The organism is Leifsonia araucanica, from assembly GCF_051161895.1.
Lineage (GTDB): Bacteria > Actinomycetota > Actinomycetes > Actinomycetales > Microbacteriaceae > Leifsonia.
In genome coordinates this window covers 1564515-1583696 of record NZ_JBMBTW010000002.1, presented here as the reverse complement: position 1 = coordinate 1583696, position 19182 = coordinate 1564515, and the positions used below count along the sequence as shown (strand labels likewise).

At 70.7% G+C, this 19182-nt stretch carries 18 protein-coding genes and 1 tRNA gene; 10 read left to right on the top strand and 9 right to left on the bottom strand.

Annotated elements, in window-relative coordinates; translation table 11 throughout:
* The first annotated feature begins 81 nt into the window (after nucleotides 1–81).
* The 4 genes from ACN6M5_RS07550 (at nucleotide 82) to ACN6M5_RS07535 (ending at nucleotide 4643) form a co-directional block, all read left to right on the top strand.
* Entirely contained in the window at nucleotides 82–3807 is a 3726-nt protein-coding gene (locus ACN6M5_RS07550) for an AAA family ATPase (protein ID WP_434949119.1), read from the top strand.
* Nucleotides 3808–3842: 35 nt separating this feature from the next.
* Nucleotides 3843–4064, top strand: a complete 222-nt coding sequence (locus ACN6M5_RS07545; protein ID WP_434949117.1) for a DUF8778 family protein — start codon at nucleotides 3843–3845, stop codon at nucleotides 4062–4064.
* A 14-nt stretch (nucleotides 4065–4078) separates the two neighbouring features.
* On the top strand, nucleotides 4079–4426 hold the full coding sequence (locus ACN6M5_RS07540; protein WP_434949115.1) for a type II toxin-antitoxin system PemK/MazF family toxin: 348 nt from the start codon (nucleotides 4079–4081) through the stop codon (nucleotides 4424–4426).
* Nucleotides 4427–4502: 76 nt separating this feature from the next.
* Nucleotides 4503–4643 (top strand): hypothetical protein, encoded by a 141-nt coding sequence (locus ACN6M5_RS07535; RefSeq protein WP_434949113.1) that lies wholly within the window; start codon nucleotides 4503–4505, stop codon nucleotides 4641–4643.
* Between the two features lie 6 nt (nucleotides 4644–4649).
* Here the strand turns inward: ACN6M5_RS07535 and mscL are convergent, their stop codons facing one another.
* From mscL to ACN6M5_RS07520, 3 genes are read right to left on the bottom strand one after another with little or no spacing between them, the layout of a single operon-like run.
* The gene (gene mscL, locus ACN6M5_RS07530) at nucleotides 4650–5078 is read right to left on the bottom strand and encodes a large conductance mechanosensitive channel protein MscL (protein WP_168689845.1); all 429 of its coding nucleotides are present in this window, start codon (nucleotides 5076–5078) and stop codon (nucleotides 4650–4652) included.
* 45 nt (nucleotides 5079–5123) lie between these two features.
* The gene (locus ACN6M5_RS07525) at nucleotides 5124–5474 is read right to left on the bottom strand and encodes an FmdB family zinc ribbon protein (RefSeq protein ID WP_434949111.1); all 351 of its coding nucleotides are present in this window, start codon (nucleotides 5472–5474) and stop codon (nucleotides 5124–5126) included.
* Nucleotides 5475–5528: 54 nt separating this feature from the next.
* Complete coding sequence (locus ACN6M5_RS07520) at nucleotides 5529–6113, bottom strand: 5-formyltetrahydrofolate cyclo-ligase (RefSeq protein ID WP_085369809.1); 585 nt, start codon at nucleotides 6111–6113, stop codon at nucleotides 5529–5531.
* 59 nt (nucleotides 6114–6172) lie between these two features.
* On the opposite strand from ACN6M5_RS07520, the gene galU reads away from it, so the two are divergent.
* The 4 genes from galU to ACN6M5_RS07500 all read left to right on the top strand — a co-directional run bounded on the left by galU (nucleotide 6173) and on the right by ACN6M5_RS07500 (nucleotide 9190).
* Entirely contained in the window at nucleotides 6173–7162 is a 990-nt protein-coding gene (gene galU, locus ACN6M5_RS07515) for a UTP--glucose-1-phosphate uridylyltransferase GalU (protein WP_085369808.1), read from the top strand.
* 22 nt (nucleotides 7163–7184) lie between these two features.
* On the top strand, nucleotides 7185–7847 hold the full coding sequence (locus ACN6M5_RS07510) for a GNAT family N-acetyltransferase (RefSeq protein WP_085369807.1): 663 nt from the start codon (nucleotides 7185–7187) through the stop codon (nucleotides 7845–7847).
* A 94-nt stretch (nucleotides 7848–7941) separates the two neighbouring features.
* Nucleotides 7942–9066 (top strand): hypothetical protein, encoded by a 1125-nt coding sequence (locus ACN6M5_RS07505; protein ID WP_434949110.1) that lies wholly within the window; start codon nucleotides 7942–7944, stop codon nucleotides 9064–9066.
* Between the two features lie 51 nt (nucleotides 9067–9117).
* Nucleotides 9118–9190 (top strand) — tRNA-Ala (locus tag ACN6M5_RS07500).
* 82 nt (nucleotides 9191–9272) lie between these two features.
* Here ACN6M5_RS07500 and ACN6M5_RS07495 read toward each other — a convergent pair.
* Nucleotides 9273–9896, bottom strand: coding sequence for a LysE/ArgO family amino acid transporter (locus ACN6M5_RS07495; RefSeq protein WP_434949108.1), 624 nt, complete (start codon nucleotides 9894–9896; stop codon nucleotides 9273–9275).
* Between the two features lie 69 nt (nucleotides 9897–9965).
* Here ACN6M5_RS07495 and ACN6M5_RS07490 point away from each other — a divergent pair, with 69 nt between their 5' ends.
* Entirely contained in the window at nucleotides 9966–10880 is a 915-nt protein-coding gene (locus ACN6M5_RS07490) for a LysR family transcriptional regulator ArgP (protein WP_434949106.1), read from the top strand.
* Between the two features lie 37 nt (nucleotides 10881–10917).
* On the opposite strand, the gene ACN6M5_RS07485 is transcribed toward ACN6M5_RS07490, so the two are convergent.
* Both ACN6M5_RS07485 and ACN6M5_RS07480 read right to left on the bottom strand, forming a co-directional pair.
* Nucleotides 10918–12078: an epoxide hydrolase family protein gene (locus ACN6M5_RS07485; RefSeq protein WP_434949104.1), complete on the bottom strand. Its 1161-nt coding sequence runs from the start codon at nucleotides 12076–12078 to the stop codon at nucleotides 10918–10920.
* 89 nt (nucleotides 12079–12167) lie between these two features.
* Nucleotides 12168–15062 (bottom strand): aminotransferase, encoded by a 2895-nt coding sequence (locus tag ACN6M5_RS07480; RefSeq protein WP_434949102.1) that lies wholly within the window; start codon nucleotides 15060–15062, stop codon nucleotides 12168–12170.
* A gap of 97 nt (nucleotides 15063–15159) precedes the next feature.
* Here ACN6M5_RS07480 and ACN6M5_RS07475 point away from each other — a divergent pair, with 97 nt between their 5' ends.
* A complete protein-coding gene (locus ACN6M5_RS07475) occupies nucleotides 15160–15543 on the top strand; it encodes a DUF3054 domain-containing protein (RefSeq protein ID WP_256921998.1) in 384 nt (127 codons plus the stop codon).
* Between the two features lie 71 nt (nucleotides 15544–15614).
* Here the strand turns inward: ACN6M5_RS07475 and ACN6M5_RS07470 are convergent, their stop codons facing one another.
* From ACN6M5_RS07470 to ACN6M5_RS07460, 3 genes are read right to left on the bottom strand one after another with little or no spacing between them, the layout of a single operon-like run.
* Entirely contained in the window at nucleotides 15615–16886 is a 1272-nt protein-coding gene (locus ACN6M5_RS07470) for a DUF445 domain-containing protein (RefSeq protein WP_434949101.1), read from the bottom strand.
* On the bottom strand, nucleotides 16883–17995 hold the full coding sequence (locus tag ACN6M5_RS07465; protein WP_434949100.1) for a M24 family metallopeptidase: 1113 nt from the start codon (nucleotides 17993–17995) through the stop codon (nucleotides 16883–16885). The genes ACN6M5_RS07470 and ACN6M5_RS07465 overlap by 4 nt, the downstream gene beginning before the upstream one ends.
* Complete coding sequence (locus ACN6M5_RS07460) at nucleotides 17992–19170, bottom strand: acyl-CoA dehydrogenase family protein (RefSeq protein ID WP_434949098.1); 1179 nt, start codon at nucleotides 19168–19170, stop codon at nucleotides 17992–17994. Before ACN6M5_RS07460 ends, ACN6M5_RS07465 begins: the two co-directional genes overlap by 4 nt.
* Nucleotides 19171–19182 lie beyond the last annotated feature (12 nt).

The following is a 19182-nucleotide window of genomic DNA, read 5'->3' as shown; positions in this document are numbered from 1 at the left end:
CCGGATTGCAAGGGGAATACTGGAATCAGCCCGTAGGGTGGCCGTGTGTGGCGACTGGACAGGAAGAACGAGGATGACGACATGATGTCGGACATTCCGGACGATGACGCCCTCAACCCGCAGAACACCACGTCACCGCACGCGATCAGCCTCGGTGACCCTGCTCTCGTGGCCGGCAACATCGCCGAGCCCGTGTGGCACAGGTGGCGTGAGGAGATCGCGGCCCTCGGCGGCGCATCCCCTCTGCTGCACTTCGAGGACAGCCCGCGGACGCGCATCGAGCTGAGCTCGACGCATCCCGGCGGCCTTCCGCAGTTCATCACCGGTCAGTCGACGCTGCTGTCGAGCCTGATCCGCGACGAACTCGCTCTGCGCACCGCGCGCGCCGCCGCCAACGCGATCACGGCCAAGGGCATCGAGCTGCGCTCGGTACGCGGCATCGAGTCCGTGCACCTGGCGATCGGTCTCGCCCAGTGGCGCCACGGCGGGGAGGAGTACACCGCTCCGATCCTGCTGCGCCCGCTCGCGATCCGCCGCTACGGCCGCGACTTCGAACTCAAGCTCAAGGGCCAGCCGTACCTCAACCCCGAGTTGGCGCGTGCTCTCGCCGAGCAGTTCCAGATCACCCTCGACGCCGACGCGTTCGTCGCGCTCGCGCTCACCAACGGCGTGTTCAAGCCGCAGCCCGTGATCGACCGCCTGCGCGGCCTGACATCGCACCTGCCCTGGTTCAACGTGCAGCCGCGCCTCGTCGTGTCGTCGTTCGCCGATGTGGCGACCGCCATGCGGGCCGAGGCGGAAGACCTCGACAACGTGGTCCTGGATGCGCTGGCCGGCAACCCGTCCGCCCGCCGCACCGTCGAGAGCGCCTTCAACCCCGTGCAGCCCGTCCGTCAGGACGAGCGTCCTCCCGCCACGGACACGCTGCTGCTGGATGCGGACGAGGAGCAGGAGAACGTCGTCGCCCAGATCGCGGCGGGCAACTCCATCGTCGTCAAGACACTGCCGGGCACCGGTGGGACGCAGACCATCGTCAACGCCGTCGGAGCGCTCGTCGCCCAGCACAAGCGCGTGCTCGTCGTGACCCCACGCCGGTCGAGCATCGAAGACATCACCCACCGGCTCACCCAGGTGGGGCTGCCCGGCCTCGCCGTGACGCCGCGCACGCTCCGCCGCGACGTGATCCAGTCGATCGGCCGCAACGAGAAGGCCACCCAGCCGAAGGTCACCGATGTCGACGAGGCGCTCGTGCGCCTCCGCAAGGTGCTGCTCGACTACCGCTCTGCGCTCACCCGCCGCGATCCCGTGCTCAAGGTGTCCGTGCTGGATGCGCTCGGCGAGCTGTCCCGCCTCTCGCTGCTGCCCACCCCGCCGTCCACGACGGCGCGACTGGACCGCGCATCCATCGAGTTGCTGGCGAACGACAGGCCGGCCGCCGCCGACGCGCTCATCCGCGCGGCCAGGCTCGGCGAGTTCCGCTACGGCCCGAACGACTCGCCCTGGTACGGCGCCTCCTTCGGCACGACGGCCGAGGGCAACGCGGCGCACGAGCTGGCGAAGAAGCTCAACCGCTCCGAACTGCCCCGCCTGCTCGAACGCGCGAAGTCGCTGATCGGCCAGACCAGGATGCGGCCGTTCGAGTCGATCGCGGAGCTCGGCGTCTACCTGCGCCTCCTGATGGATGTGCGCGAGACGCTCGACAAGTTCCAGCCGGCCGTCTACGACCGCTCGATCGCCGAACTCATCGCCGCGACGGCGACGCGCCGCGAGTCGCCGACCATGTCCGGCGCCAACCGCCGCCGCCTGCGCAAGCTGGCGCTCGAATACGTGCGCCCCGGCGTGCACGTCACCGATCTCAACGAGAGCCTGCGGCGCATCCAGCAGCAGCGCATCCTGTGGCAGCGGTTCGCGGCCGCCGGCGTGGTGCCGGAGGTGCCGGTGGGCATCGCCGACGTGCAGGTCGCGTACCAGCGCGTCGCGGAAGACCTCGCACGGCTCGACATCCCGCTGCGCCGCACGGGGACGCCGTTCTCGCTGTCCGTCCTCCCCGTCGACGAGCTGACCAGGCAGATCGCCGGGCTCGCCGCGGAGTCGGAGGTGCTCGCCAACCTGCAGGAGCGCACGGCGCTCCTCACCGAGCTGCGCGAGCGGAAGCTCGACCCGCTGCTCTCCGACCTGTCGCTGCGGCACGTGCCGGAGACCCAGGTGTCCGCCGAGCTCGAACTGGCCTGGTGGCAGTCGGTGCTGGAGACGCTGCTCGCCTCCGACCGCGCCCTGCTCAACGGCAACACCGGTGTGCTCGACCGGCTCGAAGCCGACTTCCGTCTGGTCGACGAGGCGCACGCCTCCGCCACCGGGCAGCAGCTCGCGTGGATGCTCGCAGAGACCTGGAAGATCGGCATCGTCGACTGGCCGGAGGAAGCTGCGGCGCTCAAGAAACTGCTGAAGAGCGACAAGACCACGGCGGCGACCCTCAACGAGGTCGCGCCGCACCTGGCACGCCCGCTCGCGCCGGTCTGGCTGGTGTCGCCGTACGAGGTGACCTCGATCAGCCAGGATGTCGCGTTCGACGCCGTCCTGCTCGTCGACGCCGGCGCATCCATGCTGTCGGAGAACGTGCCGGTCATCCGCCGTGCCCGCCAGATCGTGGCGTTCGGCGACCCGGTGACGCAGACGCCGTCCCCGTTCGACATCGGCGCGCACGAATACGGCACGACGGTCGACCAGGTGGACGTGGATGCCGCGCACGCGGGCTCGGCGCTGGCCCAGCTGTCCGAACTGCTCCCGGTCTACACGCTCACCCGCAGCTACCGCGCGGGCGGGGAAGACCTCGCCGACCTCGTCAACCGCCGCTTCTACGGCGGGATGATCGACTCGCTGCCCTGGGCGGGAACCTACCTCGGCCACGGCAGCCTCACCCTCAACTACGTCACCGGCGGCCAGGGGATGCCGGACAGCGACACCGGAGCCGTGGAGAGCACGGACGCCGAGGTGTCGAAGGTGGTCGAGCTGGTGCTCGAGCACGCCACGGAGCGTCCCCGCGAATCCCTGATGGTGATCACGGCGAGCGAACGGCACGCCGTGCGCGTCAACCAGGCCGTGCTCGCGGCGTTCGCCAAGCGCACGGAACTGGCCGACTTCATCCTGAAAGACCGGGCGGAGCCGTTCACGGTGGTCACGCTGGAGCAGTCGGTGGCGCAGAGCCGCGACCGCGTCATCTTCTCCATCGGATACGGCCGCACCCCGCACGGCCGCCTGCTCTCCAACTTCGGCGCGCTCGCGGAGCCGGGAGGGGAGCGCCTGCTCGCCGTCGGCATGACCCGCGCCCGCCGCGGCATGGACATCGTCTCCTGCTTCAAGCCGGAAGACATCGACGAGACCAGGATGCGGCACGGCATGGCCGCACTCGCCCAGGTGCTCGGCGAGGCCGACCAGATCCAGGCGGCGACCGCCCAGTACCTCAGCCACGACGCGGACCCGATGGTGCTCGACCTCGCCAAACGTCTCACCAGGCGGGGGCTGGATGTGCAGCTCGGCTACCGCGGCAAGCTCGCGCTCGTCGCCTCCCACGCCGGACGCGCGGTCGCGGTCGAGACCGACGACGACGTCAACAAGGGCAGCCTCCGCGAATCCCTGCGCCTGCGCCCCGACGTCCTCCGCCGCCTCGGCTGGCACTACCTCCGCGTGCACAGCTTCGAACTGTTCGCCGACCCGGACGCGGTCGCGTCCCGGATCGCCCGGCTGATCGGCATCACCGAGCCGGACACGCAGACGGCCCCGATCTCGATCCCGGTGCAGCAGGGCTAGGTTCCGGCGTGGTCGCACCGTGGTAGCATCACGGTATGACCGCAAAGCTCAGCATCAGCGTCTCCGACGCCGACCTCGCCGTCATCGACGCGGTCGCGCACGACAGGGGCGGCAACCGTTCGGCGGTGATCCACGACATGGTGCGCGTGTTCCGCGAGCTGCAGGCAGAAGACGGGTACCTGCGGATGTTCGAGGAGTGGGACGGCTCGGACGACAAGAAGCTCTGGGACGCGACGACCTCCGACGGCCTGCGCTAGTGCGTCGAGGCGACGTGCTGCTCGTCGAGCTCGATCCGGCGCGCGCAGGGGAGGCGGCGAAGACGAGGCCGTGCATCATCGTGAGCAACGCGGGAGTCAACTCCGCGGTGACGCGGGCGCACAAGGGCGCGGTCGTGGTGGTTCCCGTCACCTCGAACGTCGGGTACGTGCATCCGGATTCGCAGGTGCTGATCGACGATCAGGATGCGCTCACGGCAATGGGTCTCTCCGTCCCGTCGAAGGCACAGGCCGACCAGATCAGGGCCGTCTCGGCCGAGCGCATCCAGCGTGTCATCGGCAGGACGCCGGCCTGGGTCGGCTACCAGCTCGACGACGCCATCCTGTTCCACCTGTCGCTCTAGCCTGCTCGATCGCGGTTACCCTGGGAGGGTGAGCGAGACGGGCAGGCGGAAGCATCGGCGGGTGCAGGTGGGTGCCGTGCCCGGGACCGATCCCGAGCCGCAGAGCGGGCAGACCGGCGGGCCGCAGCGCGCGTCGGAGGACACCGACCGGGCGTGGAACGACCGGGGGGACAGCAACGACGAGCGGCTGCGGCAGGACGTGCCGCCGCACTGGTGAGGCGCGCTACTCGGCGTGCTTGCCCGATGCGGACGGCGGGGCGGCCTGGGTCTGCAGCAGGTCGCGGATCTCGGTGAGCAGGTCGAGCTCGGTGATCGGAGCATCCGGTTCGACGACGCCCTGGTTGCGGAGCTTCTGCGCGCGGTTCTTCGCGAGGTTGATCGGGTAGACGAAGACGAAGTAGACGACGACGGCGACGATCAGGAACTGGATGATCGCGCCAACGACGGCACCGAACTTGACGTGGGCGTCGCCGATCACCAGCGTCATCGAATTGTCCAGGCTGTCCGCGGTGAAGAGTGCGCCGATCAGCGGATTGAAGACGTTGTTGACGATCGAGTTCACCACGGCCGTGAACGCAGCGCCGATGACGACCGCGACGGCCAGGTCGATCACGTTCCCGCGGAGGATGAACTCCTTGAATCCTTTGAGCATGGCCGGTTCCTTTCGAAAGGCTGGTGGTGCAGGGATCGAGGGGGACTAGCTGGACGACGTGGAGGCGGCCGGAGCGCTGGACGAGCCGGAGGACGACGAACCGGAGCCGGACGAACCAGAGGACGAGCCGGACGAGGACGAACCGGACGAAGAGGAACCGGACGACGACGAACCGGATCCCGACGACGACGACCCCGGCCCCGTGCTGGAGCTCTTCGTCCCGCGCGAGTCCGTGCGGTAGAACCCGGACCCGTTGAACGTCACGCCGACCGCGCCGAACACCTTGCGCAGGCTGCCGCCGCAGGTGGGGCAGACGGTGAGCGCATCGTCGGTGAACGCCTGCTGGATGTCGAAGGCGGTCCCGCAGTCGCGGCACGAGTACGAATAGGTGGGCATTGTGTCAGGCTCCGGGATGGTCGGGGTGTCGGGCGGGTTCGCCCGGTGCTGCTGTCACGAGAACTGGACGATCCTGGTCGGGGTGACCGCGCCGTCGACCGGTTGGTCGTGTCGTTCGCGGGGCACCTCGTCGACCAGCTCGGCGTCGAACAGCACAGCGTACACCGGGGGACATTTTTCCATGCTGCCGAGGGTCTTGTCGAAATAGCCCCTGCCCCAGCCCATCCGCATCCCGGATGCGTCGACGGCGGCGGCGGGGATCACGATCAGGTCCACGTCGTTGATGGCGATCGGGCCGAGCAGCTCTCCGACGGCCTCCGGCATCCCGAACAGGCCTTCCGTCTCCGTCTCGCCGTCGCCGGTCGTCCAGTCGAGCAGACCGTCCTCCCGCGAGATGGGGAGCAGCACCCGGATGCCCTGGGCGTGCATCCAGTTGAGGAACGGGCGGGTGTCCGGCTCGATCGGCGTGGAGAGGTAGCAGGCGACGGAGCGTGCGGAGAGGTCGGTCGCGAGGTCGGTGAGGTTGCGGGTGATCCCCGCGGTCGCTGCAGCACGCTCGGTGCTGGTGAGGTTCTGTCGTCGTTCACGCAGTTCGGCGCGCAGTGCGCGCTTGCGATGGGCGGCAGTATCCGAATCCATAAGGGCAATCCTAAGAGATTGCATCCGGGGGTGCCGCGAATTGCCGATACCCTGAGCAGATGGCAACGCACGTCACTAAAGCAGTCATTCCAGCTGCGGGCCTCGGCACCCGCTTCCTTCCGGCCACCAAGGCCATGCCGAAGGAGATGCTCCCCGTCGTCGACAAGCCCGCCATCCAGTACGTGGTCGAGGAGGCGGTGGATGCGGGGCTCCACGATGTCCTGATGATCACCGGGCGCAACAAGAACGCGCTCGAGAACCACTTCGACCGCAACGCGGAGCTGGAGGAGACGCTCACCAGGAAGGGCGACACCGACCGCCTCGAGAAGGTCAACTACTCCACGGCGCTCGCCGACATGCACTACGTCCGTCAGGGCGACCCCAAGGGCCTCGGCCACGCCGTTCTGCGCGCGAAGATGCACGTGGGCCGCGAACCGTTCGCCGTGCTCCTCGGCGACGACATCATCGACTCGCGCGACGAACTGCTGTCCAGGATGCTCGAGGTGCAGCAGGAGCGGAACACCACCGTCGTCGCACTGCTCGAGGTCGACCCCAGCCAGATCCACCTGTACGGCGCCGCCGCCGTGGAGGAGACAGAGGACGACGACGTGGTGCGGATCACCGGCCTCGTCGAGAAGCCGGACCGCGAGCACGCGCCGTCGAACTACGCGATCATCGGACGCTACGTGCTGCGCCCGGAGGTCTTCGACGTGCTGGAGAAGACGGAGCCGGGCAAGGGTGGCGAAATCCAGCTGACGGATGCGCTGCAGTCGATGGCGCAGGCGCCGGACTGGACGGGCGGCGTCTACGGCGTCGTCTTCCGCGGCCGCCGCTACGACACCGGCGACCGTCTCGACTACATCAAGGCGATCGTGCAGCTCGCGTCCGACCGCGAAGACCTCGGACCGGACCTGCGCCCGTGGCTCCGCGAGTTCGCGGCAGGCCTCGACGACGAGCCGGACGAGGTCCTGCCCGAGATGCCCGCCGAGCCCGCTGAGCCGCTGGAGTCCGCAGAGCCGGCGGAGTCCGTCGCCGACGCGGCCCGCTAGCCACACCGAGAAGGAGAGGTCCGTGGCGATCGTCGTACCGTCACTCAGCGAGGGCAAGGTCGGCCTCCGGCCCATCCGGCTCCGCGACGCCCGCGGTCTGGAGCGTTCCCTGCTCGACAACCGTAGCTGGCTGCGCCAGTGGGAGGCGACCAGCCCGTATGCGCCGATGTCGTTCGACACGCGGTCGAGCATCCGGTCGTTGCTCGCGAACGCGCGCGCAGGGCACGGGCTGCCGTTCATCGTCGAGTACGACGGGCAGCTCGCCGGTCAGCTCAACGTGTCGTCGATCACCTACGGTTCGCTGTCGAGTGCGACGATCGGCTACTGGGTGTCCGAGGAGTTCGCCGGTCGCAACATCACGCCGACGGCGGTCGCGCTCGCCACGGACTACTGCTTCTACCAGCTGGGCCTGCACAGGATGGAGATCTGCATCCGCCCCGAGAACGGCCCGAGCCTGCGCGTGGTGGAGAAGCTCGGCTTCCGCTACGAGGGGCTGCGCCGTCGGTACATCCACATCAACGGCGACTGGCGCGACCACTTCTGCTTCGGCCTGGTGACGGAGGAGCTGACGCAGGGTGTGCTGCGCCGCTGGCTCGACGGCAACGCCCCACTTGATGCGGCGAGCATCCCCGCCGAGGACAGGGCGGCCGCGGCGATCCCGCTGCCGATCGCCCGCCAGCGCTGACCGAACGCTGCATCGGGCCTGAAAGAACTCTCCATCGCGAACACACCCGGCGCGCTGCCGGGGCGCCGGACGCGCTGCCCCCTACCGTAGAGGCATGACTGGGGACGTGATGGGCGGTGGGGTGGTCGTAGCCATCGCCGCTGCGCTGTGGCTGGCCTATCTCATCCCGGTGTGGCTGCGCAGGCGAGAGTACCTGGCGACGGAACGCAACGCGGTGAGGCTGCAGCAGACGCTGCGCATCCTCGCGGAGACGAGCGAGGTGCCGGAGCAGGTGCGCATGGAGGCGACGGCCCGCACCGTCGCCGAACAGCAGCGCATCCTGAAGCGTGCGGAGCAGAAGAAGCTCGCCGAGGCGCGTGCCGCCGCCGCTGCGCACGCCCGCCGCGAGCAGGCCATCGCCGAGGAGGAGCGCCGCATCGCCGAAGAGGCGGAGGCCGCAGCCTCGCAGGCCATCGCCCTCGAACGTGCGGCCCGCGCCGCCGCCGCGCAGCGCGCCCGCGTGCTCGCAGCGGCCACCGCCGTGCCGAAATTGTCTCCGCAGCGCCGCCGCCGTCTGCGCCGCTCCCGCGGGCTGAGCACGCTGGTGCTCGTCGCCTCCGTGATCGGCGGCATCGTCGGGACGGCCACGCTGGTCTCCACCGGAGCCTGGCTCACCCTCGCGCTGTCCTCCGTCGTCGGCATCCTGGCCATCGGGATGCTCGTCCGCCTCGCCGGTGCAGAGAACGCCGCGACCGCCTCGGCCGCGGTCCCGCTGGCCACCCCGATCGCGCCCGCGCTCTACGACGACGCCCAGCACGACGTGCAGGAGGTCAGGACTCCCCGCCAGGAGAGCTGGACGCCCCGCCCGCTGCCGAAGCCGCTGCACCTGTCCCGCGGCACCATCGCGGCCACCGCGATGGCGTCGATCGACGCGGCCACCGAGCTCCGCCGCTCCGCTGCGCGGGCCGAAGTGGAGCGCAAGGCGGGGGAGCGCGTGCCTGCGCCGACGCCGCTGCGCCCGGTGGCTGTCGCACCCGCTGCTGCGCCTGCCGTGGCATCCGGTGTCGCGTCCGCTGCTGCGTCCGCGCACGGTACGCCCGGTGCACACGGTGCCGCGCCGGTCACCATCGCGACCGTGCAGGAGCCGAGCCGCTACGCCAGCATGGGCCTCCTTGACGACCTCGACACCAACGCGATCGACCTCGACGCCGTCCTCCGCAGGCGACGCGCCGCGAGCTAGCCCGATTCGATTTCGACCCCCGCGGGGTGCTATCGTTTCAGAGCAGTTCACGGGGCTATGGCGCAGTTGGTAGCGCGCTTCGTTCGCATCGAAGAGGTCAGGAGTTCGAATCTCCTTAGCTCCACCGGAACAGCAAGGGCCGCACTTCATCGAAGTGCGGCCCTTCTGCTTTTCCGGCACCGTGTCGCGCGCCTTCTCCCCGCCGCTCACACCACCAGCAGCACCGCCAGCACCACCATCAGCACCGCGATCCCGCCGTCCAGGATGCGCCACGCCAGAGGCCGCGCGAAGACCGGCGCGAGGTAGCGGGCTCCGAAGCCGAGCATCCCGAACCAGAGGATGCTGGCGGTGACGGCGCCCGCGCCGAACACCCAGCGGCCCGGGTCGCCGTGGGAGGCGCTGAGCGAGCCGAGGAGCAGGACCGTGTCGAGGTAGACGTGCGGGTTCAGCCAGGTGAGGGCGAGGCAGGTGCCGACCGCCGCGAGCAGGGTGGTGGAGGTGGTTGCGGCGGCGCCGTTCGGGTCGAGGCGCTCCGGGCGGAGGGCGCGGCGGGCGGCGAAGACGGCGTAGAGCAGCAGGAAGGCGAAGCCTGCCCAGCGGATGATCTCGAGCGCGACGGGTGCCGAGCGGATGATCGCGCCGATCCCGGCGACGCCGGCGGCGATCAGGATGGCGTCGCTGGCGATGCAGATCAGAACGATCGGCAGCACGTGCTCACGCCGCAGTCCCTGGCGCAGCACGTACGCGTTCTGCGCGCCGATCGCGATGATGAGCGAGGCGCCCGCGCCGAGGCCGGTGACGAAGATGGCGAGGGAGGAGGCGGGGGTCACAGGTTCGAGACTAAGCAGCGGAGTAGCTTCAGGGAAGCTAATGATTCTTACGAACCGTTAGCATGGCTGATGATGGATGCCAGCACCGATCAGCTCCGCACGCTGGCCGCGGTCATCGACCACGGCACCTTCGACCGCGCCGCCGCCGCGCTGCACATCACCCCGTCCGCCGTCAGTCAGCGGATGCGCGCCCTCGAATCGCAGACTGGCCGCGTGCTCGTGCGACGCAGCAAGCCGATCGAGCCGACCGCCGCCGGGCGCATCCTGCTCACGCTGGCCAGGCAGGTCGCGCTGCTCGAGAGCGAGGCGGTGGATGCGCTCGGCGCCGACGAGGCGGGCGCGGGCGAGACGGGCGCGGGCTCGGGCGGCGCCGGAGTCGCCCCGCGCATCCCGCTGGTGGTGAACGCGGACTCGCTGGCCACCTGGGTGCTGCCGGCGCTGGCCGAGGTGCACGGTGTCGCGTTCGACATCGTGCTGGACGACCAGGAGCACACCCTCGACCGGCTGCGCGACGGCACGGCGATGGCCGCGATCAGCTCCGACAGCGAGCCGGTGCAGGGCTGCACCGTCACGCGACTCGGCGCGATGCGCTACCGGGCGGCGGCGAGCCCGGCGTTCGTCGCGCGGTGGCTGCCGGACGGCTGGACGCCCTCCGCGATGGCGGCGGCGCCGATGCTGGTGTTCGACAGGAAGGATGCGCTGCAGGACAGATACCTGGCAGCCCAGGCGCAGGACGCGCATCCACGCCGGCACTACGTCCCCGCGTCGGCCGAGTTCGTGCGGGCGGCGGAGCTGGGGCTCGGCTGGGGGATGCTCCCGGACCTGCAGACGGCGGAGCAGCTGGCCGACGGGCGCCTCGTGGTGCTCGACGACGCCGCGCCGCTCGACGTTCCGCTGTACTGGCATCAGTGGTCGCTGCAGTCGACCACGCTCGCCGCCGTCGCCTCGACGCTCGCAGCCGCGGCGCAGACGGCGCTGCGCTGACGCCGGCCGCTCGCGAGCCGGTCAGAGGCAGGTCGCCCTACGCCGTCGCGCGCACGATCTGAAAAAAGGTGCGCATGTCGGCGGCCACCAGCTCGGGGGTCTGCTTCGCCGTGAAGTGCCCGCCGGTGGGCAGGTCGTTCCAGAACCGGATGTCGGTGTACGTGCGCTCGGCGTAGCTGCGCGGGAAGCCGCGCTCCCCGTACTGGATGGACACCCCGACCGGAACGTGGATGCGCGGCATCGGCGTCTCCTGCGCGTCGTCGAAGTATGCGCGGAAGGAGGTGCCGATCGTTCCGGTGAACCAGTAGAGCGCGATCGTGGTGAGCAGCTCGTCGGTGGTCCACCAGGTGTGCAGGTCGTCCGACCCGCTCCACTCGCGGAACTTCTCCAGCAGCCAGGCCGCGAGCCCGGCGGGGGAGTCCGTCAGGCCGACCGCGAGAGTGTCCGGCCTGGTCGACTGCTGGGCCGAGTATGCGCTGGCCCTCGCCCACTTGTCGCCGAGCCAGGTGACGAAGGCCTGCTCGTCGTCGGTGAGGTCGGCTGCGCGCTCCTTGGGCGGGAACGCGGCGTGCGTGGCGAACAGGCCGAGCACCGACTCCGGATGCAGGGCGGCGAGGCGGTCGCTGGTCCAGGTGCCGACGTCTTCTCCGTATGTGGCGTATCGCTGGTAGCCGAGCACGTCGGTCATCAGCGTGTGCCATCGCTCTGCGACGACGGTCGAGACGAACGGCTCGGCCAGCGGCTCGGAGAACCCGAACCCCGGCAGCGACGGCACGACCACGTCGAAGGCCGGCCCCGAACCGTCGTCGCGGCTCAGCAGCTCGGCGAGCGGAAGCATCTCGATGAACGAGTACGGCCAGCCGTGGCTCAGCACGATCGGGATGGGGTCTTCCGCGCCGGATCGACGCTTCCCGCGCAGGTGCGCGAAGTGCACGACGTCACCGCCGATCACGGAGGTGAACTGCGGGATGGCGTTCAGGCGCGCTTCGGCCGCGCGCCAGTCGTAGTCGTCGCGCCACTCGTCCAGGAGCGTGCGGAGGGTCGGCAGGTCGACGCCCGCCGCCCACGGCGACGTCGGCGTCTGCACGGGGTAGCGGGTGCGGGAGAGTCGCGAGCGCAGGTCGGCGATGTCGTCGTCCGGCACGGCGATGCGGAACGGCTCTGCGGCGGTGAAGGAGACAGCTGGCGTGACGACCATGCGTCGAGCGTATGCGCGGCCACCGACACCGCCGCGGCCGACACCGACGCCGCCACAGCCGCCGCCACAGCCGCCGCTACCGCCCCGCCTCAGAGCGTTGCGAGCACCAGATCCAGCGCATCCACGAACCGGTCGGCGCTCCCACGCGTGATGCAGAGCGGCGGCTTGATCTTGAGGACGTTCTTGTGGTCGCCCGTGGGCTGCACCACGCATCCCTCCGCCAGCATCCTGTCGCAGATCGTTGCCGCCTCCTCAGTGGCCGGTTCGAGCGTCTCGCGGTCGCGCACCAGTTCGACGCCGAGGTAGAGCCCCAGCCCGTGCACAGCGCCGATCAGGTCGTGCCGGTCGCCGAGCGCGCGCAGCCGTGCCGCGAGGTGGTCGCCGACCTCCGCTGCGTTCCGCTGCAGCTCCTCGTCGCGCATGATGTCGAGAACGGTCAGCCCGACGGTCGCGCTGACCGGGCTGCCGCCCGCCGACGAGAAGAAGCTGCCCTCCGCGGCGAACGAGTCCGCGATGGCCTTCGTGGTGATCACGGCGCCGAGCGGGTGCCCGTTGCCCATCGCCTTCGCCACCGTGATGATGTCCGGCACGACGCCCTGCTGCTCCGAACCCCAGAAGTAGTGCCCGAGCCTCCCGTAGCCGACCTGCACCTCGTCCGCGATGCACACGCCCCCACGATCCCGGATGCGCTGGTACACGCCGCGCAGGTAGCCGTCCGGCAGCATCACCCCGCCGGCGTTGCCGAACACCGGTTCCGCGATGAACCCGGCGACGGACTGGCCGGAGGCGTCCAGGGCGGCGAGGTCCGCGTCCAGGTCGGCCAGGTATGCGGGGGCGGAGTCTGCGCCCCGGTGGCGTCCGCGGAAGGTGTGCGGCGACGCGACCAGCTTCACCCAGTCCGGCCGGGTCTCGAGCGCGCGGGGGTTGTCCCCGATGGACGACGACACCGCATCCGCCCCGACCGTCCAGCCGTGGTACGCCTCGGTGACCGCGAGGATGGTCCGCCGTCCGGTGTGCGTCTGCGCCAGCCGCAGCGCCAGGTCGACGGCCTCGCTGCCGCTGTTCACCAGGAACACGGTGTCGAGCGGTGCGGGCGCGAGTTTAGCGAGGCGCGACGTGAACCGGGCGAGCTCCTCGTAGTGGAACCGCGAGTTGGTGTTGAGCAGCGCCCACTGGTCCCGCACCGCTTCGACGAGCCGGGGATGCGCGTGGCCGACGGCGGTGACGTTGTTCACCATGTCGATATAGCTCTGCCCCCGCGTGTCGATCAGGTGGTGCCGCCAGCCGCGCTCGATCAGCGGGGGCTCGGCGAAGTAGTGCTCCTGCACGGCGGCGAAGGTGTCGTCGCGGCGGGCGAGGGCGAGCTGCTCATCGCTCTCCGGCGCTGCCAGGTCGGCGCCGAACAGGGCGGACGGGTCCGGCGCGATCTCCTCCCACAGCCGGCGCGGGATGGCCGGGGTGACGAACGCGGGTGGGCGGCGTCCGCGCAGGCGGCTCAGCTGCACCGTGAGGGTGACGGCCGCGCCGATGCTCTCGCCCGCCGCCACCCGCGCGGTGGTGAGCGGACGGCTCAGCCCGTCGAGCCAGAGGTCGGCGTCGTCGCCGCGCAGCCGCCACGAGCCGTCCACCAGGGCGAGTTCTCCGGCGAACGGGGCGGCGATCTCGACCCCGCCCGGCGCATCCAGTGTCGCGGCCAGCGCGCGGGTCGCCGACGCGGCGCTGCGGTCGACGGTCGCCCGGGTGATCCGATGCTCGGCGTAGCGGGTGACGGCGTGGCCGTGCGCGCGGCAGACGGCGGAGAGCACCTCAGTCTCTGCGTCGTGGTCGAGCCAGCGGCCGGCGTCGAGCGCGTGGGAGGTGACCGAGAGGTCGGCGAGGTGACGCTGGTCGGTCGACAGGGAGACGAGGGGAGCTTCGACGCCCACGACGCCGGTGGATGCACGTTCCAGCCGCCAGCGCAGCGCCGCCTCGAACTCGTCGGGGTCGATCCGGCGGGCGAGGTCGAACGCCAGCCACTCGTGCGCGCGGTTCTCGTCGGCGTACCGGTTGTCGCCGTCGAGCGCGACCTGCTGCTCCCCGCTGACCACGAGGACGGCCCCGCGCAGCAGCACGAGCGGCCAGAGCGCGGCCAGGTCGGCGTCGTCGAGCGGGGACTCCGCCGCGAACGCCTCTGCGACATCCAGAACGGCGAGCGGGTCGGCGGGGACGTGGTGCAGCACGCTCGTGACGGTGGCGGCCAGTTCGCCGACCAGCCAGCCGTCCGCGACGTCGCCGAAGTCGATCACGCCGGCGCCGTCCGCGCCAGCGCCGTCTGCCTCGCCCGCCAGCACGATGTTGTCGTCCGTCACATCCCCGTGCACCGCCTGCACGCGCAGCCGCGAGCGCAGCGGTGCCAGCCGGGCGAGCGCCGCGTCGGTCGCCGCCCGCACCGTGGCGCGCTTCGCCGGCTCGGCGACATGCTCGATGAGGAGGTCGACCACCTCGCCGCCGATCCGCGCATCCCATTGCGTCGTGCGGGCGAGCCCGGGATGCCGGAGCGGCGCCAGTCCGACGGCCACCGCTCCTGCGAGTGTGCCGAGAGTGCGCAGCTGTTCCCTGGACGGTTCGGCCACGCCGGTGAGCGGTTCGCCGTCGAGGTAGCCGAGCATCCGGACGAGCAGCGTCTCGCCGTGCAGCTCCACCGCCACCAGGTCGCCGCCGTCCAGTGCGGGCACCACCTCCGGGATGCGCAGCCCCGACCCGGCGAGCGTCGCCATCGCCGCGTTCTGGGCGTGCAGTTCATCGGCCGAGAACACCGGATTGGCGAGCTTCAGCACGTAGCGGTCGGTGCCGGTGTCGATGAGGAAGTTGCGGTCCTGCTGGCTGCCGAGCTCGGTCGCCGACCCCTGCACACCGAAGTGCTCCGCCGCGATGGAAACCGCGTCGTCTGCGGTCACGTGCGGCCGGGGGAGGGACGGCTGGGCGAGGAAGTCGAAGTTGGGCACGGGGGACTCCAGGGCTCGGCGTCAGGGTGACGACAGTCTAGTGACGGCGGGCCAGCATCCAGGCAATGCACGGGTGTCCGCGCGTAGCATCAACCCCGTGAAATCCTGGAAGACTCCGCTGCTGGCGTTCGTCGTCGACGCCGCGCTCGTGCTGGTCTTCGTGCTCATCGGTCGCCGCAGTCACGCGGAGGCGGCGAGCTTCACCGGAATCGTCGACACATACTGGCCGTTCCTCGTCGGGCTGCTCGGCGGCTGGCTGGTGACCATCGCCTGGCGGCGTCCGCTCGCGATCCTCTGGCCGGGCATCCCGGTCTGGCTGATGACCGTCGCGCTCGGGATGCTCATCCGCACCTCGGTCGGGCAGGGCATCGAGCCGAGCTTCATCGTGGTGGCGACCATCGTGCTCGGGGTGTTCCTCGTCGGCTGGCGCCTGCTCGCGCTGCCGCTGGTCCGGCGCCGCCGCCGCGCGCTCGCGCGCTAGCGCGTAACGAGACTCCAGTAACTGCGCCGCATCCCGGGCGTTTCGCGACAGATGGTGGCATCTCGCCGCGGCTAGGCGGGGAGGAGTGCCGTCGCGATGGTGAAGATGGCGAGCCCGGCGAGCGAGCCGACCACCGTGCCGTTGATGCGGATGAACTGCAGGTCCTTGCCCACCTGCAGCTCGATCTTCTCGGTGGTCTCGCTCGGGTCCCACGCGGTGACCGTGTCGGTGATGACGCTCGCGATGTCGTGCCGGTACGTCGCCACCAGGTGCACGGCCGCGTCGGTGAGCCAGGTGTTGACCTTCGCGCCGAGCTCCCGGTCGGCGGCGAGGCGGGCTCCTGCATCGGCCAAGGCCGCCTGGGCACGCAGCCGCAGTTCGCTCTCCGGGTCGGCCAGCGCATCCACGGCCGCCGCCTTGGCCGCCTGCCAGGCCGAGCCGGCCAGCTCGCGCACGCGCGGGTCGTCGAAGGCGTGCCGCTTGGCCGCCTCGAGCTTGGCGATGGTCGCCGGGTCGTGCTGCAGGCGGTCGACCAGCTCGGCGAGGTAGCCGTCGATGGCGGCGCGGAGCTTGTGCTGCTGGTCCGAGCGCACCTCCGCGATGAACCGACGCACCTCCGTGTACACGCGGTCGTCCACCAGCCGGTCGACGAACGACGGCAGCCAGGACGGCAGGCGGGCCGAGACCACCGCGCCGAACGCATCCGGGTTGGCGGCGATCCAGTCGTCCAGCCGGTCGATCACCAGATCGACGGCTTCGTGATGACCACCGGAGTCCAGGATGCGCGCGCCCAGCCTGCCGATCGGCGGCGCCCACTCCGGCTCGATCAGGTGCGTGCGGACGACCGCCTCGATGGCGTCCCGCATGGCCTCGTCGTCGAGCATCGTCGCCAGCCCACGCACCGCGGTCGACGCCTCGCCGACCACCCGGCGCGCGTTCTCCGGCTTCGCCACCCAGGCGCCGAGCGCCCCGGCGATGTCGATCGAGCCGAGCTTGCCGGCGACCACCTCGTCGGAGAGGAAGTTGGTCTCCACGAACTCACCGAGGCTCGCGCCGATCTCGTCCTTGCGGTTCGGGATGATCGCCGTGTGCGGGATGCGCAGCCCGAGCGGGTGCCGGAACAGCGCCGTCACCGCGAACCAGTCGGCGAGCGCGCCGACCATGCCGCCCTCCGCGGCCGCGCGCACGTAGCCGAGCCAGGCGAACCTGCCCTGCAGCGTGAACGCCACGATGAAGATCACCGCCATCAGCACGAACAGGCCGGTGGCGATCAGCTTCATCCTGCGCAGCGCCCTCAGCCGCTCGGCGTCGGACGGGCTCAGGATGCGCGTGGCAGCTGTCACTGGACGATGTGCAGCTCGCGGCTGGTGTTGTTGAGCCTCCGCGCGCCGGTCTCCGTGGCCACGACGATGTCCTCGATGCGCACCCCGAACCGCCCAGGCAGGTAGATGCCCGGCTCGATGGAGAAGCACATCCCCGCCTCGATGGGCCGCTCCTCGCCCTCCACCATGTACGGCGGCTCGTGCGTGGTCATGCCGATGCCGTGGCCGACGCGGTGGATGAAGTACTCGCCGTATCCGGCATCCCGGATCACCGCGCGCGCCGCACGGTCGATCTCCTGGCAGGCGACGCCCACCTCGACCGCCTCGAACGCGGCCTGCTGGGCGCGCTTGACGGTCTCGAAAACGGTGCGCTCCTCGTCCGTCGGCTCTCCGACGTGGACCGTGCGGGTGGTGTCCGAGCCGTAGCCGTCCATGATGCCGCCGAAGTCCAGGACGACCATGTCGCCGTGCTCGATGGTGCGGTCGCCCGCCTCGTGGTGCGGGTTGGCGCCGTTCGGGCCGCTGCCGACCACGGTGAAGTCGACCTGCGAGTGGCCGTGCTCGCGCAGCAGCCTGGCGAGGTCGGCCGCCACCTCGTTCTCCGTGCGTCCCTCGAAGCGCACGGACACGATCTGCTCGAAGGTCGCGTCCGCCGCAGCTCCCGCCGCGGCGAGCCGTTCGACCTCGTCGGCGCCCTTGACGGCGCGGAGCATGGGCAGCGCGTGCGAGATCGACTCGAACCGCGCATCCGGGAGCTTCTGCTGCAGCGCGAGCAGGTGCATCGCCCAGGCGGCGTCGGAGATCGCGTATCGTCCGTCCGGCTTCAGGAGGGCGGCGGTCGGCACGTATTCGTCCGTGCCGTCCGACCAGTCGACGAAGCGCACGGCGGGGGCTGCACGGGTGGCGGCGGCGCTGTCGTGCTCGAGGATCGGGACGATCATGGTGGGCTCGCCGTCGGCGGGGACCACCAGCATCGTGATGCGCTCGGTGGTGGCGATCGGGAGGTAGTCGGCGAAGTACGCGAGATCGGGGCCGGGCGCGATGAGCAGACCGTCGAATCCGGCGGCGGCGGCGCTCCGAGCCCCTCGCTGCAGCCGCTCGGCGTAGTCCTCGGCGGTGTTCTGCTTCATGCTGTCCCTTTCGTGGTCTCGTCGACCGGCCCGAGCCAGGCGTTCGCGACGGTGGAGTGCGCGGACTCGTCGTCCGACGGGTGGAAGATGCCGGCGAGCACGTCGCGGTACAACCGGCCGAGCTCGTTCCCGGCGAAGTAGGTGGACCCTCCGGACACCCGGATGGCCTGGTCGACCACCTGCCTCGCGGTCTCGGTGGCGCGCACCTTCAGGCCGACGAGCTTGGGGAACCACTGCGCTCCGTGGTCGGCCTGCCGGTCCACATCCCGGGCGATCGCGTCGAGCTGCGGCAGCAGAGCATCCTGGGCGATGGCGGCGTCCGCGACCCTCCACCGGATGTCCGGGTCTGACGCGTAGCTGCGCCCGTCGTTCTTGAGGCTGGTCCTGCGGTGCGCGGCGGCGACGGCGAGGTCGAGCGCGCGGGCGCCGATGCCGGTGTACACGGCCGCGAGCAGGATCTCGAAGTTGGCGAAGATCGCGAACACGAGCGGGTCGGGGTTGGGGCCGGGGTCGAGGCGGCGGACGATCCGGGCGGCGGGGGAGGCCGCGCCGTCGAGCACGGTCGTGTTGGACTGGCTGGCGCGCATCCCGAGCGTGTTCCAGTCCTCCCGGATGCTGAAACCGCCGCCGTCGCGGTCGATGAAGCCGTAGACGATCTTGGGGGCGTCTGCGCTCGTCGTGTCGAGGCCCATCGTGCCGAGCCGCGTCCAGGCGGGGGAGAGCGAAGTGAAGATCTTGGTGCCGTGGAAGCGGTACGAGCCGTCGGGCTGCGGCCGGGCCTCGGTGGTCGAGCCGAACAGCACGAGGTCGTTGCCCGCCTCGCTCAGGCCGAACGCGAACACCTCGCCGGCGCCCGCCTCGCGCAGCAGGAAGTCGAGGGAGGCGTCTCCCCGGTCGTGCAAAACCTTGGCGACGCCGGTCCAGACGAGGTGCATGTTGACGGCGAGCGCCGTGGCCGGGGCGGCGCCCGCGAGGCGCACCTGTTCCCTCGCCACGCGTTCGAGGCCGAGCCCGAGGCCGCCGAACTCGGCGGGGACCAGCGCTTTCAGGTAGCCGGCGTCGACCAGGTCGGCGAAGTCGTCGGCGAAGAACGTGTTCTCGGCGTCGTAGCCGGCGGCGCGGGAGCGGATGCGCTCCAGCAGCTCGTCGCTCAGCAGGGGGAGGTGCTCGGTCACGCCTTCAGCCTA

Bases quoted from the DNA above. Each gene is read 5' to 3' on its own strand.
- ACN6M5_RS07550 (WP_434949119.1), top strand. From the start codon at position 82: ATGATGTCGGACATTCCGGACGATGACGCCCTCAACCCGCAGAACACC.
- ACN6M5_RS07545 (WP_434949117.1), top strand. From the start codon at position 3,843: ATGACCGCAAAGCTCAGCATCAGCGTCTCCGACGCCGACCTCGCCGTC.
- mscL (WP_168689845.1), bottom strand. From the start codon at position 5,078: ATGCTCAAAGGATTCAAGGAGTTCATCCTCCGCGGGAACGTGATCGAC.
- ACN6M5_RS07525 (WP_434949111.1), bottom strand. From the start codon at position 5,474: ATGCCCACCTATTCGTACTCGTGCCGCGACTGCGGGACCGCCTTCGAC.
- ACN6M5_RS07520 (WP_085369809.1), bottom strand. From the start codon at position 6,113: ATGGATTCGGATACTGCCGCCCATCGCAAGCGCGCACTGCGCGCCGAA.
- galU (WP_085369808.1), top strand. From the start codon at position 6,173: ATGGCAACGCACGTCACTAAAGCAGTCATTCCAGCTGCGGGCCTCGGC.
- ACN6M5_RS07505 (WP_434949110.1), top strand. From the start codon at position 7,942: ATGACTGGGGACGTGATGGGCGGTGGGGTGGTCGTAGCCATCGCCGCT.
- ACN6M5_RS07490 (WP_434949106.1), top strand. From the start codon at position 9,966: ATGATGGATGCCAGCACCGATCAGCTCCGCACGCTGGCCGCGGTCATC.
- ACN6M5_RS07485 (WP_434949104.1), bottom strand. From the start codon at position 12,078: ATGGTCGTCACGCCAGCTGTCTCCTTCACCGCCGCAGAGCCGTTCCGC.
- ACN6M5_RS07465 (WP_434949100.1), bottom strand. From the start codon at position 17,995: ATGAAGCAGAACACCGCCGAGGACTACGCCGAGCGGCTGCAGCGAGGG.